This is a genomic window from Acinetobacter sp. ANC 4173 (assembly GCF_004331255.1).
Taxonomy (GTDB): domain Bacteria; phylum Pseudomonadota; class Gammaproteobacteria; order Pseudomonadales; family Moraxellaceae; genus Acinetobacter.
Genome location: NZ_SJOF01000001.1, coordinates 226041 through 241004, shown reverse-complemented (window position 1 = coordinate 241004; position 14964 = coordinate 226041). Strand labels below are relative to the sequence as shown.

Sequence of the window (14964 nt, the reverse complement as noted above, 5' to 3'; positions counted from 1 at the left end):
TGTATAGGCAATTCATGCGCGGGATGAATATCCTTCCTCAACTCTATTTAGACAATAAGTCAGCTATGACATTTTACAGTAGAGTGAATGTTTTCAAACGACTAAATTTATACTGAAAAGCATTGAGATCAATCAACGGAGGTTATTCAATTTTCTAGAATTTTGAATAACCCTTTGTTACTTTTTTGAGGATCAAAATGATTTAAGCTGTAGTGAAATCAACATCCTATCGACATGCCTATGCCTTCACAGCCATCAGCTACAAAAAAAACACCACAAGAAGTGATTCGTTTAGAGCGTGATTTAGCGAAATATGCCAATTTGATGGATTCACTGATTCGAATTCCATTTACCAAACAAGGCGTAGGTGCAGATGCCGCATTGGGGACCATTCCTGTGGCAGGGGATGTCGCAGGTTTTGCCTTAACCTGTTATGCGGTGTATAAAGCCAAGCAAATTGGCGTACCACAACATAAATTAAATGTAGTGTATAAACTGGCACTAATGGATTTGGTGGTGGGATTTATTCCAATAGCAGGGACCCTATTTGATATATTTATTCGTCCAAGCCGTAAAGCACTCGATGTCGTACATGAGCATATTCGGGAAGAATATCAGATCCGCGATATGGCGCATGTCGAACATCCATATTTACATGAAAAGTTAGAACAGAAGCAGCAGCATTCAGCCTTTTGGCGCCAGCCAGTGATTGCGTGGTTATGGCTACATATTCCAGATTTGATTGGTTTGGTGGTGATTGTTTTGCTGCTTGTTGCCTCTTGGTATGGCTTTACTGCGGTATGGTCTTGGTATCAAAACTGGTCTTCAACCTATTGATCTAATAAAAAAGCCTCCATATTGGAGGCTTTTTTGAATCTTTAAACTTATGCGCAGTCTAATTGTTGTAAGGCTGCTACACGTTGTTCAATCGATGGGTGAGTTTGGAATAAGGCTGCTAAGCTAAAACCTTGTTCTTTACCTTCCGCAATAGAGAACGCTTTCATTTCTTTTGGCATTTGATCTGGAAGCTCTGATTCTGCTTGAAGACGTAATAGGGCAGAAATCATGGCTTGTTTACCTGCTAAACGTGCACCCGCTTCATCGGCACGATATTCACGGTAGCGTGAGAACCACATCACGATGGCAGAAGCTAAAATACCAAAGACGATGTCGAGAACAATTGTAATACCGAAGTAAGCTAAGCCAGGCGCTTCACCATCTTCACGACCAAAGACATTACGGTCAATGAAATCACCTACAACACGTGCAAAGAACATGACAAAGGCGTTAACGACACCTTGAATCAAAGCGAGTGTGACCATATCACCATTGGCAACGTGACCAATCTCGTGAGCCAGTACCGCACGCAATTCATCTTTATTCATACGCTCAAGTAAGCCTGTAGAAACAGCTACGAGCGCATCATTTTTATTCCAACCTGTTGCAAAGGCATTTGATTGGTAAGATGGGAAAATACCCACTTCTGGCATGTTAATACCAGCACGTTGAGACAATTCCGCAACTGTTTGTAGCAACCAAACCTCTGCTTGGCTACGTGGAGCATTAGGGTCAATAAGTTCAGTGCCAGTTGTTTTTTTCGCCATCCATTTCGACATGAACAGAGACACTACAGAGCCAACCATACCAAACACGAAACAGACGACTAAAAGGTTGCCTAGATTCAAGCCACCTGCGCCATGATAACTACCGACACCGAAGAGTGACAAAATAATGCCAGCTACAACCAGTACCGCGAGGTTGGTTAGCAAGAACAAACCAATCCGCATCATTGAGAAAATCCTCTTAATATAGAAATATAATCTGATTTATAACTGATAAATCATAAGGATCAATATGCGGTGAATATTGCAAAAATTCAAGAAAAAATCGTGATTCGTCGCGAAAAATAACATTTTTCTATTAATAGATTCGTGCAGATGCAGACGCATGTTCAGTCGAATATGAGCCTGCTCTTGGTGCATCAGTATAACTGCCATCCGCTGCGATGATGATCTCACGCTGCCCACTTCTGGACGATGGATTTGGAATAGACTCTGCCTGTGTAGATTGAGCATTGATTTGCTTCGCACTGTAATTTACAGATTGGGCAACGATTTTCTCTGAATTGCTACTACTGCTGATCAGACCACCTGAATACAGATTGCTATAACGACTGCTCACACGGCGCACATAATCTTGGGTTTCTCTAAAGGGAGGAATCCCGCCGTATTTATCGACATTACCTTCACCCGCATTGTATGCAGCCAGTGCTAAAGAGGTATTACCATTGAAACGTTTGAGTAACCAACTTAAATATTTAGCACCGCCCATAATGTTTTGCTGAGGGTCATAGGCATTTGAAACATTGAAGCGACGTGCTGTTGCAGGCATCAGTTGCATTAAGCCTAAAGCACCCACAGGCGAGCGAGCATTCACATTAAAGCCCGATTCAGTATGCATCACTGCTTTAATTAAACCTTCAGAAATCCCATGGGTTTGGGCAGCTTGACGAATCATGCTGTCAAACGCATTTCGATTGCGGCTGTAGCTGGGTAATACGGAAGCTTCTGAGTTTCCCCAGTTGCTGTAACTGTGCATGTTACTGTCGGGATAATAGGTTTTTTTTTCGACTTTTAAATGGCTATATTTACTTTTTTTATTGGTGAGCAGGGTCGTACCATTCGAATCGGTCAGTTGATAAATAGTTTCACCGGCCATACAGGCAGGACTTATGAGTAAGACTGATGCACAGCCAAGAAGGTAAGCTTGAACGTTATGCCATTTATTTTTCATTTTTTATCAATTTTTCTGTCCCCAAACAGTCAAGTTAAGTTTAGCAAAAAATACTTAGATAAAAAGCGCTACAGGATTTTATTTTTGATGACTTCGTAAAAATCAAGCGTAATTGCGGAGTTAATAATCAAAAAAAAATTTAATTTATTTTTAATCAGGATTGCTTGACTATGGTAAGCCATTGATAATTAATTAAAATAAAATTGATCAAAAAATGATCAATTTAAATAGAAGCCTTAGATTATGGGAAGCATCACCTGTCAAGTGTTTTGAAATCCACAAAGTTATCCACAGCTTTTGTGGACAACTGTGGAAAAGTCCAAAAGATAAGCATTTGGGTGAAAAAATGAACTGCAACGTTCAAATTTACCCTTTAAGTAATACGAAAAAATGACAAGTAGATTCGGTCATGAGAATTTACATTCTTTAGATGCGATTGCTTGGCGAATCATATAAAATTGCGCGGTATTTTTATTTATGGGTTAATCGTGTCTATGTACTCGCCAGTTGAGTCCGAACAAGGGTTTAATTTCAAGCCAGAACTCCCAACCAGCTCTGCCTACTATCGTTTGTTAAAAAAGCTTCGCCGCCAAGTGGGGCATGCTATTCGTGATTTTAAAATGATCGAAGAAGGCGATAAGGTCATGGTCTGTATTTCTGGCGGTAAAGACAGTTATACCTTGCTGGATATCTTATTGCAGTTTAAACGTATTGCACCGATTAACTTTGACGTGGTTGCGGTTAACCTTGACCAGAAACAACCGGGTTTCCCTGAAGATGTACTCCCACGTTATTTAGAAGAAAATAACATTCCGTACTATATTTTGGAAAAAGACACTTACAGCATCACTAAGAAGTTAACTCCAGAAGGCAAAACTTACTGTGCGGTGTGTTCGCGTTTACGTCGCGGCTCTTTATATGGTTTTGCGCAAGAGATTGGGGCTACCAAAGTGGCGCTCGGACATCACCGTGATGATATTTTAGCGACCTTCTTCCTGAACTTGTTCCATGGCGGTAGCTTAAAAGCCATGCCACCAAAATTGTTGTCTACAGATAAAAAGAACATTTTGATTCGTCCACTGGCTTATGTGGAAGAGAAAGACATTATTAAATATGCAGAAATGCGTCAGTTCCCAATTATTCCATGTAACTTATGTGGTTCGCAGGAAAACCTGCAACGTGCTATGTTAAATGACATGTTGCGTACATGGGACAAAGAGCATCCAAAGCGTTTACACAGCATTTTTGGTGCATTGCAGAACGTTTCGCCATCCCAGTTGGCCGATCGTGAACTGTTTGATTTTGAGGTGCTCGATTCACAACGTGAATTCGACTTTAAAGGCGAAAGTTGTTCGACTGAAGCTGAACCTGAGAACAAACGCATTAATATGGTTAATCTTGGCTTTGCTGTTGAATAATTTTGTCATTTAAGCCAATAAAAAAACACCAATCCATGATTGGTGTTTTTTTATGTAGATGATTTTGATCATCTTTGTATAAGAAATATAAAATATGAACGGTACGTACAAAAAACTTTAGGCGCGTGTAAGATATACATGCTATAACAATCTCGACGTGTATTTAGCTTCACAATGATGTCGACTGGATAGGCGACACAAAATGAACAAATAAATTTGAGGAAACATCATGCCTACCTTTTTAACTGATGATTGGTTTTCAACTGTAGAAACTTTGACTGCGCAAGCAGGGGACTTGAATTTACCACCCGCTTTGGCAAATTTAGCCATTAACTTGGTTGTGACAGATGCGAGTGGTAATACCGAATTGGCATTAGATGGCGGCAAAATCTTAAAAGGTTTGTCTTCAAATGCCAAAACAACGCTCAATATGGATGCTGATACACTGCGTAAAGTATTCTTAGAGTTTGATATGGCTGCTGCGATGCAAGCATTCATGACAGGTAAAATCAAAGTTCAAGGTGATATGTCACAATTGATGGCATTGCAAACCGCAAAACCAAGCCAAGAACAAAAGGATTTATTTAAGAAAGTACTTGAGCTTACGGCTTAAGTTTTTCGCAAAAAAAAGCTTACCCGTTGGTAAGCTTTTTTTTCTGTCCTCAATTCATGACTATTTATATATTCACCAATTGAGGCGTATTTTTGATGTATTCCAAGTAAGAACGAATACGCGTGACATATTGTACTGCTTGGCGATAGCGACCATTTTGTGCTTTATGACCATCTAAATAACTATATAGATTTACCCAGTTATTCGGATCTTTGCCTTGAGCACTGATACGCTTTTGAATCTGATCCACGGCACCTGGCCCCATATTATAGGCAACCAAGGCATACCAGTTACGATCTGGATATGGTACTTCTTCGAACTTGCTTAGCATCAGGTCGTAATACTTCGCACCACCCTGAATACTTTGAGCGGGATCGGTACGGTTACTTACACCCATCGCTTTGGCTGTGCTGTTGGTCAGCATCATGATACCGCGTACGCCTGTGGGCGAAATTGAATCGGGTTTTAAATACGATTCCTGATATCCAATGGCTGCCAAGAAATGCCAATCGAGATCATATTTCTCGGCTGTACGCTGGAAACTGGCTTTATAAATCGGCATACGTTTGGTGAGATCACGTTCAATAGAATCCCATGACTCGGCCTGTACAACATTGCGATTATAAAAAGAAGCCAATTGGCTAATTGAACCCGTTTGCTTACCTTGACAAACAAAGCCACTGGCAGTTTGAGTCAAGGGGTCATCAGCATGTTTAAATACCCAATTCAATTGAGTATTTAAGCCATTTTTCTGTAGGCTATATAAGTCACCACAGGTGGCTGAAAACGAGGTCAGTTTTTTACTTTCAATGTTTTGAATGTTTGAGGTGGTAATGGCAAAGTTTACTTTACCTTGATCAACCAATTTTAATGCCGTGGCATCATCAGGAACGGTGGTAAACACCAGTTCAACATTCATACTGTCAGCATAATTACGCGCAAGGTCATAACCAAAGCCATGTAAATACTGTCCATCTTTAAAAACAGTCGATGGATTTTCTACACCAACCACTGTGAGTTTGTTGTTATTAACAACAGCGTCATATTGGTAAGCCTTGCTGGCATTAATTGTATGAAACGGAATTAAGGCTGCGGTGAGTGCTAAGGCTTTTAAAGGGAGAGAGAAAGTTAATGAGTTAAGGCTAAGCCTCGACCCAGAAGGTGAACTACTGTGCATGTTGTCTCCGCTACAAGTAATTTATGCCCTAAAAAGCCAAAGCAAACGAGGCCTTAAACTTCTTTAAAGTTTGATAAATTCAATAAGGGGTGGGCAGTCATGGACGTCATTCAAAATGACATGGGAAAAAAGGAAATTATGCAGTAAAAAACCACATAGGTTAAAAAGTACACTAAACAGAAGATAAAGGCATAATAAAGTCGGAAATTTGGATTGTCAAATTTAGTATAAAAAATAGTGAAAAAATGTAATGTAACTATATAATTTAATTAATAAATTATTTTTAAACCCTTTTGTTGTAGTGAAATTGGGCATAAAATAGCTTAAAAATGTATCTGTTTCGTACTTTGAAAAGACAATTTGCAATATGAAATCTAACTTAATTACGCGTTCTGGACACGACAAATTGGTGGCCGAACTACAGCATTTATGGCGTGAAGAACGCCCAGAAATTACTAAAAAAGTGAACTGGGCTGCTAGCCTTGGTGATCGAAGTGAAAATGCGGATTACCAGTACAATAAACAAATTTTAAGAAAGATTGACCGTCGGGTACGTTACCTTGGAAAACGTTTAGAAGAGTTAAGAATTGTTGATTTTGCTCCAGAGCAAGAGGGCAAAGTTTTTTTTGGAGCATGGGTCGAAATTGAGAACGAACAAGGGGAGCAAAAACAACTGCGCATTGTTGGTGTAGATGAAATTTATGATCATCATCCACAACATATTTCTATAGATTCACCGATGGCACGCGCATTACTGTCGAAACAAGTGGATGATGAAATTGAAGTAATCACACCATCAGGGAAAAAGACTTGGTATATCAATACAATCCGCTATGAAAAGCCAGAAATAACCCTTTAATTTGGTTTTTGATTTTATTTTGTGCAATTGAATAGAAAAATATGCAAAAGTATTTGCCAACTTAGAAAAATATTTATATGATAGCCGCCATTGGAAGCGTGGCAGAGCGGTTTAATGCACCGGTCTTGAAAACCGACGAGGGTGTGAGTCCTCCGTGAGTTCGAATCTCACCGCTTCCGCCAAATATCTAAATAAGCCCTTGTTTTTGCAAGGGCTTATTTTTTTGTCTATAGTTTTTACTGAATAGTCCCCACATCAAGTTTCGGATGCTAAGAGTAAAAACAAGATGATTTAGGATAGGAAATAAGCATAAAAATGTTAATAATTCTAAACTCATTTATGGCTGGGCAAAGAGCTTTTAAATACATAAAAAAGAGGCTTACGAATGAACCTTCAGATGAAAATAAAACGATTATAGGTTAAACATTTCCGATGCATTCTTTCTACAAATCAGTAATAGCCTTGCCTGTATCGCGATAAAAACGAAGGGACTCATGTGCTCGTTCAATCAGTTGGAACCATGACTTTTGAATGAGACTTTGTCTATCGGGCTTTGTTGCATAAAGCTGTTCGTATGAGGACTTATTGGGTCATCTAATTCCTAGCTGAATCAGCTTGTCCCAACAATCTATCGCATCAGCAATATGTCTTCTTTCAATTAAATTATGATGAATCATAGAAATCTTTCGATTGAGTTGGAAAAATGAATACGGTTATTCCTTGTTCTATAAAATACATGTAAAATTACATTTATAAATACTGATACCAAATTTGTAAAAATAATAATTAAGGTGTATTGTTTTTAAACTGAGTTGCGCTAAAATCATCCTAAAGGATGAGTTTATGAATAATAATCAGCGATAAACTTCATGTAAAAGAACATCAATATGGATATGAGTCAGATGAATAGCAACATGTTGTTAAATGGTGAAACGGTTGTAGGTCAGGGTGAAGCTTTTGCAGTGTTAAATCCTGCAACAGAGCAAACTATTGTCGAGATTAACAGTGCAACCGCTGAACAAGTTGATCAAGCTGTACAGGCTGCGCGTGCTGCATTTAAAACATGGCAGCATGTGACTGATCAGAGGATTAATGAAAGTTTTCTGAAAATTGCACAAGATATTCGCGCAGAAAGTAATGAAATTGCTCAGTTGATTACGACTGAACAGGGTAAACCATTGGCTTTGGCACAATTTGAAGTTGAAGCTGGTGCAAATTGGATTGAATACATTACCAGTTTGGAAGTGCCAGTCGAAACCATTGCTGATCCGAATGGTAAGACAATAAAGGTTTATAACCGTCCGTTGGGGGTTGTGGCTTCAATTACCCCTTGGAATTGGCCATTTATGATTGCAATCTGGCATTTCTTTCCTGCGCTGAAAACCAAAAATACCGTAGTGAACAAACCATCTGAATTTACCCCACTCAGCACGATTAAACTGGTTGAAATTATTAACCGTCATTTGCCTAAAGGTGTATGTAATATTGTCCTAGGTAAAGGCGATGTGGGTCAGGCACTGAGTGAACATACAGATGTGGATAAAGTGACGTTCACAGGTTCTACCCGTACTGGTCAGAGCATTCTGAAACATTCAGTAAATAGTTTAAAGAGTGTGGTGCTTGAGTTGGGCGGTAATGATGTCGGGATTGTATTAGATGATGTCGATGTCGATGTTGCAGCCGAAAAAATCTTTGGTTCTGCATTCTTGAATATGGGACAAACCTGTGCAGCATTAAAGCGTTTATATGTACATGAAAATGTTTATGATGCGCTAACACAGAAACTCACTCAAATTGCCAATGCGCAAGTGGTCGGCAATGGATTAGATTCAACGACGACATTTGGTCCAATTCAAAACCATGTGCAATATAATAAAGTCAAAGGCATGATTGAGGATGCTGTGGCACAAGGTGGTCAGATTCTTACTGAAGCGAAAAAAGTAAGTGAGTATGGTTATTTTATTCCACCTACACTTATAACCAATGTCAAAGAAGGCATGCCTTTGGTGGATGAAGAACAGTTTGGTCCTGTCTTACCAATCATTAAGTTTAGTGATGTAGACAATGTAATTGAACGCGCCAATAACAGTGAATTTGGTTTAGGCGGTTCAGTTTGGAGTAAAGATTTAGATCGTGCGCAAGAAATAGCCAGCAAACTTGAGACGGGTACGGTTTGGATTAACAGTCATTCGGATGTTTCACCCGCAGCCGAGTTTGGTGGTTGGAAAATGTCTGGTCTCGGATATTCATTTGGTTTAAATGGTTTGTTATTGTTCACACATAAACAAGCCATCCATATTTCTCAATAATGAGAAAAATAGATCAACATGTGTGACTGATGAAAGAGATTCTAGGTTTTAATATAGTTATATATTGATTATATTAAAACCATAGAAAATATTTTTGAATATACATCGGCCACCTTATTTATTGGCAGGAAGCTAATAATCTTGTTCTATTTATTAGATTAAATTTTCAAAAGGATGATGGAAATTTATGTTTAATCATAATTTTATTCAGCAATTTAGCCAGAATTTTATTTCTCAAATTCGGTATGTTATACATATTGATAGTTTTCTGACGTATAAAATTGATAACATTCAACATGCTTATGATTTTGAACAAGGTGGAATATCAAAAAGTGCAATTGATGAATATCTAAATGGAAAAATTGAATATGATCCAGTAAGCTTTCGGCATTTTTATCATGGTGATCAGAACATTGCACTTTTGGGGCAATATCAACCCAATGAAATATTTTTAAACTTTATGCAGCGTTGGCAAGTTGAAGATACTGCTGAATTTTTCTTCAGAAAGCGCGATGGACAACCGATTTTTGGTTTGAGTATTTTTAGAGAGCAGGGCAAAGCCAAATTTAATCAGCAAGAAAAAAAGATATTTGAAGCCTTTCATCGCTTATCTATCGATCACTTTCTTCATCATGTCGACATGATTAATAAAGATAAAATCATGGATCAATATCAATTAACCAAAAAAGAAATTGTGGTTTTAGAGGAATTATTTACAAATTTGGAAGCCGTTCAAATTTCCCAAAAACTCAATTGTAGTTTATCGACCATAAAAACACATGTGCAGCATATTTATCAGAAATTAAATGTAAATAGCCGACAAGAATTGGTGTGTAAATTGATCAGATAATCCATTGTTCAATTTTAATATTCTATATTCAGGCTAATTTTATAATAAATTTTTCTTTGCCTATGATTGCATGTATATCCTGCATTATTTCAGTCCATCGCATGTATAACTGCAAAGTGTACGAATGGATGGTTTTCTTTCTAATTACACTTGGCATATGGCTTTGTTGCACAAAGATTCAAAAGATAAATTTACCTCCATCTACTCAAATTTAAGTTACAGCTCTGGTATGTGGTCTTCCTAAGTTTGTAAATGTATTCAGGACTGCCACATGTACGTGTGTCCTAGCTAATCGCTTTGCTGTTAGAAGCAGCTCGTTTCGTTCTAGTGAGTAAATTCTGGTATCTTTCCGAGGTTTCGCATTTCCCTTGGTGAAATTACAGCTTGAGCTTGTCGATCTACACTCACTTGATGAGATTGCTTTGTATCATAAGCACCATTTATATCGATTGAATCAATTCATTTTCAGGTAGAAGGATTGCATCTTCAGGTAATATCACAAAATTTGTGAATGGCACTTTCTTTATCTTTAATCGTCATACGGTCAATCTTTGTTACACGATGCATAAAATGAATTTTCCTATTTATTAGATGTATATATGAAATTTTCATCATCAAGCTGATGAGCTTTTCGAAATGATGCTGTCAACATATCAATAATTAAATTTTGAAAATTGTTTTGGTATAAAATTTGAAAAAATTTAGAGTTGATAACTGATTATCTAAATTTATTTGGTGTTGAGATTGAATTTCTTCTATGACATTTATAGATGTTGAAAATATAGGGATAGTAGTAAGACTGGGTTATTTCGCCCTGAAGGTAAAATTTTTAAATTAATTGCAATCTAATTTGTATCCCATGACTCATAAAGATTTAAATCGTACGCCTAGGTTCGGCGTACTTTTTGCTATTTAGCAAAATTGAATTTTAAGTCATATTCAAGCTTTTTAAGCTTTTCATACGTAGTTTTGCTAATTACTACCGCAGACTCTTTGCCTCTTCGATTAATTTCGACAGGGTAGTCAGCGCTGGCCTTATCCATAATGAGAGATAATCGGGCACGTGCAATCGTATAATTCACGCTATCCATACATTTTTTCCTCAGTTTGCTGTAGGTATGCCATTGCTCATAGAACAGCATACCTTGGCATTTAGATTTTTGTAGTTAATTCAGGAACAACAGTATTCAAGTCACCCACCAACCAGTAGTCAGCAACTGCATTAATTGGCGCTTCTTCGTCTTTGTTGATCGCAACGATCACTTTAGAGTCTTTCATACCCGCCAAGTGCTGAATCGCACCAGAAATACCTACAGCGATGTAAAGGTCAGGTGCAACGATTTTACCTGTTTGACCGACTTGCATGTCGTTTGGAACGAAGCCAGCATCAACCGCAGCACGTGAAGCACCTTGTGCAGCGCCCAGCTTATCTGCTAATGGGTCAAGTACTTTATGGTAGTTCTCACCAGAACCGACTCCACGACCACCCGAAACCACGATGCGCGCAGCTGTGAGTTCAGGACGTTCAGATTTTACGATCTCTTCAGATACAAACTTAGAGATCCCTGCATCTTTTGCTTCACTTACAGCTTCAACTGCAGCAGCACCGCCTTCAGCAGCTACAGGATCAAACGCTGTACCACGCACTGTACCCGCAATGATGGCTTCATCAGATTGAACTGTCGCAATTGCATTACCTGCATAGATAGGACGCTTGAACGTGTTTGCAGATTCAACCGCAATGATGTCAGAAATCATGCTCACGTCTAACAGTGCAGCCGCACGTGGAAGAACGTTTTTACCAGTCGTTGTAGATGTCGCAAGGATATGTGAATAACCTTTACCAACTTGTGCAACTAAAGCAGCCACGTTTTCAGCCAATTGGTTGGCATATGCAGCGTTGTCCGCAAGTAATACTTTGCTTACACCCGCAACTTGAGCCGCTTGATCAGCAACTGCCTGAGCGCCAGAACCAGCTACCAATACAGTGATATCACCACCGATTTTTTGTGCCGCAGCAACAACGTTTAAAGTTGCACTGTTAAGTGTCTTGTTGTCGTGCTCAGCGATTACTAAAATACTCATGATTTTATCCTTCTGTATTAGATCACTTTCGCTTCGTTTTTCAATTTTTCAACAAGTTCATCAACAGATTTCACTTGTACGCCCGCTTTACGGTCAGCAGGTGGTTCAACTTTCACTGTTTTCAGCTTCGTTGCTGTAGAAACACCAAAATCAGCTGGTGACTTCATATCAAGCGGTTTTTTACGTGCTTTCATGATGTTTGGCAGCGCCGCATAGCGTGGCTCGTTCAAACGTAAGTCAGTCGTGATAATTGCTGGAAGTGATAATTCAACAGTTTGTAAACCACCGTCAACTTCACGCGTCACTTGTACTTTGTCGCCATCTACTTTCACTTCAGATGCGAACGTACCTTGACCTGCACCCAATAGTGCACCAAGCATTTGACCAACTTGGTTAGAGTCGTCATCAATGGCTTGTTTACCAAGAAGAATTAATTGTGGTTGTTCAGCAGCAACAACACCTTTCAGGATTTTAGCAACTTCCAAAGCACCGAGTTGGCTGTCATCAGCTTCAACCAAGATACCGCGGTCAGCGCCAAGTGCCATTGCAGAACGAATTTGTTCTTGCGCTTCTTTAGGACCAATAGAAACAACGATGATTTCTGAAACAGCTCCTTTTTCTTTTAAGCGAACCGCTTCTTCCACTGCGATTTCACAGAATGGGTTAATTGACATCTTAACGTTAGTAAGGTCTACCCCACTATTGTCCGGTTTAACGCGAACTTTAACGTTGGCATCAACCACACGTTTTACAGCAACAAGAGCCTTCATGTAATCCTCTAATGTATATATTTTAGGGAATATTAAATGCAGATAGTGCATTAATAAAATTTACTATCGATGAGATAATATTGCCTTATTAAATTTAAAATAGTCAATTAATGAAATTTTGGAGTTGAAGATGTTTATATATAAATTTTTAAATAATTATTGAAATTCACTTCTTTATTAAAAATAGATATTTAAAAACAAATAAGGTTTAAATTTAACCAAATTAAATGAGATTTTATATCTAAAGATGCTATAACGCATTCCAATTTTTCTATTACCTATTCCATTTTCTCTTTAAGTTATTGATTGTTAATGGTCTATTCCATTTTCTCTTAATACTATTCCATTTTTTCAGCTATAATTATATGAAAAAGCGGATATTGCACTTGAAAAGAGCAATAATTAAGCTATGTTCTTAAGTGGTGCATTTTAGAGTGAAATAAGTATTTGATTGAGTAAACTTGGTTAATTAATTGTTTTTATGAAATATACAAAAATATTTAGAGTTTAATTTTTAATTAATCAGGTTTTAATAATGAGAAAAGTGAACATTATTAATGCATTTTTTTCATTTTATAGATTTATTGACCAAAATATTTAAAAAGGATTAAAAAGGTTTAAAGCTGTTTAAAATATGCAAACAGCAAAAAATTCTTTTTTCGCAAGGAAAGATTATGGCTAGCAATATAAATGATTCGAAATTAAAGCACGCTTTATCAGACCGTCAGGTGTCAATGATTACCATTGGAGGAATTATTGGTGCAGGGCTATTTATTGTATCTGCATCGGCAATTAATACTATTGGTCCAGCAGTATTAATTTCATACATGTTGACGGGATTACTGTGCTTTTTTGTCATGCGAATGTTAGGTGAGATGGCAATTTTAAATCCAGACTCAGGCTCATTCTCAACATATGCATCGAAAGCTTTAGGACACTGGGCAGGATTTACAGTTGGTTGGTTGTATTGGTGGTACTGGGCATTGGTGGTTGCATTCGAAGCAGTGTTAGGCGCGGGTATTTTGAATGCCTATTTTCCTGATATTCCAGCGAGTGGACTTGCAATCAGTATCGTAATTTTATTAGCGTTAACAAATTTATTTGATGTACGAAATTTCGGTGAATTTGAGTTCTGGTTTGCCTTAATCAAAGTGATTGCAATTATTATATTTATTGCAATTTGTGGATTAGCAATTTTTGGGTATTGGCCATTGGCTAAAAACGTCAGTGGAATTGCGAATTTATATAGTCATGGTGGCTTCTTACCAGAAGGCTATGGTTCTATTTTGCAAGGTGTTTTGATTACTATCTTTTCATTTTTTGGTATTGAAATGTTGTCTATCGCGGCTGCGGAGGCAAAACATCCTGAGAAGCAAATTCGCCGCTCTATCAATCTAGTAATTTACCGTATTGCGCTTTTCTATATTTTATCTATTTTCCTTGTTCTTTGTATCGTGCCTTGGAATGATCCTGGCTTACAAAAAATGGGTACATTCCAATATGTTTTATCTGTATTGAATGTTCCTGGTACAAAATTGGTAATGGATATTGTGGTTTTCATTGCAGTTTGTAGTGTATTGAACTCTGGTATTTATGTTTCTTCTCGTATGTTGTTCTCTTTAGCTGACCGTGGTGATGCTCCAAAATTCTTAGGAAAAGTAAGTTCAGGTGGCGTACCAAAATCTGCAGTATTGTTATCAACGGCTACAGCCCTAATTGCAGTAGTGGCAAACTACTTTTTCTCTGAAGGTCTATTCTCTTTCTTACTTTCAACGATTGGTTCAATTGGGTTAATTGTCTATTTAGTTGTAGCTTGCTCACAATACCGGTTACGTCGTAAGTTAGATAAACAAGGCATCGAACTTTCATTCAAAATGTGGTTGTTCCCATGGATTACTTTGGCGGTCATTCTTTTAATTGTCATGACTTTAGGTTACATGTTCTTTGCTGAAAAATATCAGTATGAGTCATTAATGACAGGTTCGTTGACAGTAATAATTTTAGTTGCAAGTTTTATTGTGAATCGTAAAAAGCGAAATCAGCAATATGTCATTAAAAGCGAACAGAGTCAGAATTAAATCAGATACAAA

The 14964-nt window shown here is 37.9% G+C and carries 13 protein-coding genes, 1 tRNA gene and 1 pseudogene; 8 read left to right on the top strand and 7 right to left on the bottom strand.

Features of this window, described 5'->3' with window-relative positions:
- Positions 1-240 precede the first annotated feature (240 nt).
- Positions 241-837, top strand: a complete 597-nt coding sequence (locus tag E0H94_RS01070) for a DUF4112 domain-containing protein (RefSeq protein WP_131324725.1) — start codon at positions 241-243, stop codon at positions 835-837.
- Positions 838-884: 47 nt separating this feature from the next.
- Here E0H94_RS01070 and htpX read toward each other — a convergent pair whose 3' ends face one another.
- Both htpX and E0H94_RS01060 read right to left on the bottom strand, forming a co-directional pair.
- The gene (htpX, locus tag E0H94_RS01065) at positions 885-1790 is read right to left on the bottom strand and encodes a protease HtpX (RefSeq protein ID WP_131324723.1); all 906 of its coding nucleotides are present in this window, start codon (positions 1788-1790) and stop codon (positions 885-887) included.
- Positions 1791-1920: 130 nt separating this feature from the next.
- Positions 1921-2793, bottom strand: coding sequence for a lytic transglycosylase domain-containing protein (locus tag E0H94_RS01060; RefSeq protein ID WP_131324721.1), 873 nt, complete (start codon positions 2791-2793; stop codon positions 1921-1923).
- A 494-nt stretch (positions 2794-3287) separates the two neighbouring features.
- Here E0H94_RS01060 and ttcA point away from each other — a divergent pair, with 494 nt between their 5' ends.
- Both ttcA and E0H94_RS01050 read left to right on the top strand, forming a co-directional pair.
- A complete protein-coding gene (gene ttcA / locus E0H94_RS01055) occupies positions 3288-4211 on the top strand; it encodes a tRNA 2-thiocytidine(32) synthetase TtcA (RefSeq protein ID WP_131324954.1) in 924 nt (307 codons plus the stop codon).
- Positions 4212-4440: 229 nt separating this feature from the next.
- Entirely contained in the window at positions 4441-4824 is a 384-nt protein-coding gene (locus E0H94_RS01050; RefSeq protein ID WP_131324719.1) for an SCP2 sterol-binding domain-containing protein, read from the top strand.
- A 64-nt stretch (positions 4825-4888) separates the two neighbouring features.
- On the opposite strand, the gene E0H94_RS01045 is transcribed toward E0H94_RS01050, so the two are convergent.
- A complete protein-coding gene (locus E0H94_RS01045; protein WP_131324718.1) occupies positions 4889-6001 on the bottom strand; it encodes a transglycosylase SLT domain-containing protein in 1113 nt (370 codons plus the stop codon).
- Positions 6002-6368: 367 nt separating this feature from the next.
- Between E0H94_RS01045 and greB the strand changes: the two genes are divergently transcribed.
- The 4 genes from greB (at position 6369) to E0H94_RS01025 (ending at position 10019) form a co-directional block, all read left to right on the top strand.
- Positions 6369-6860 carry a transcription elongation factor GreB gene (greB, locus tag E0H94_RS01040; protein ID WP_131324716.1) on the top strand — a complete coding sequence of 164 codons (492 nt, stop codon included), beginning with the start codon at positions 6369-6371 and terminating at the stop codon, positions 6858-6860.
- A gap of 92 nt (positions 6861-6952) precedes the next feature.
- Positions 6953-7042: transfer RNA gene (locus E0H94_RS01035), tRNA-Ser, on the top strand.
- A 720-nt stretch (positions 7043-7762) separates the two neighbouring features.
- Entirely contained in the window at positions 7763-9169 is a 1407-nt protein-coding gene (locus E0H94_RS01030; RefSeq protein WP_131324953.1) for an aldehyde dehydrogenase family protein, read from the top strand.
- 187 nt (positions 9170-9356) lie between these two features.
- The gene (locus tag E0H94_RS01025; protein ID WP_131324714.1) at positions 9357-10019 is read left to right on the top strand and encodes a helix-turn-helix transcriptional regulator; all 663 of its coding nucleotides are present in this window, start codon (positions 9357-9359) and stop codon (positions 10017-10019) included.
- 211 nt (positions 10020-10230) lie between these two features.
- Here E0H94_RS01025 and E0H94_RS18590 read toward each other — a convergent pair.
- The 4 genes and pseudogenes from E0H94_RS18590 to E0H94_RS01010 all read right to left on the bottom strand — a co-directional run.
- Positions 10231-10478, bottom strand: a pseudogene (locus tag E0H94_RS18590) (IS5/IS1182 family transposase); the annotation flags it as partial.
- Between the two features lie 449 nt (positions 10479-10927).
- On the bottom strand, positions 10928-11110 hold the full coding sequence (locus E0H94_RS01020) for a type II toxin-antitoxin system Phd/YefM family antitoxin (RefSeq protein ID WP_131324712.1): 183 nt from the start codon (positions 11108-11110) through the stop codon (positions 10928-10930).
- 61 nt (positions 11111-11171) lie between these two features.
- Positions 11172-12104 carry an FAD-binding protein gene (locus E0H94_RS01015; RefSeq protein ID WP_131324710.1) on the bottom strand — a complete coding sequence of 311 codons (933 nt, stop codon included), beginning with the start codon at positions 12102-12104 and terminating at the stop codon, positions 11172-11174.
- 17 nt (positions 12105-12121) lie between these two features.
- The gene (locus E0H94_RS01010) at positions 12122-12874 is read right to left on the bottom strand and encodes an electron transfer flavoprotein subunit beta/FixA family protein (protein WP_131324708.1); all 753 of its coding nucleotides are present in this window, start codon (positions 12872-12874) and stop codon (positions 12122-12124) included.
- 674 nt (positions 12875-13548) lie between these two features.
- Between E0H94_RS01010 and E0H94_RS01005 the strand changes: the two genes are divergently transcribed.
- Positions 13549-14952 (top strand): amino acid permease, encoded by a 1404-nt coding sequence (locus E0H94_RS01005; protein WP_131324706.1) that lies wholly within the window; start codon positions 13549-13551, stop codon positions 14950-14952.
- The last annotated feature ends 12 nt before the right edge of the window (positions 14953-14964 follow it).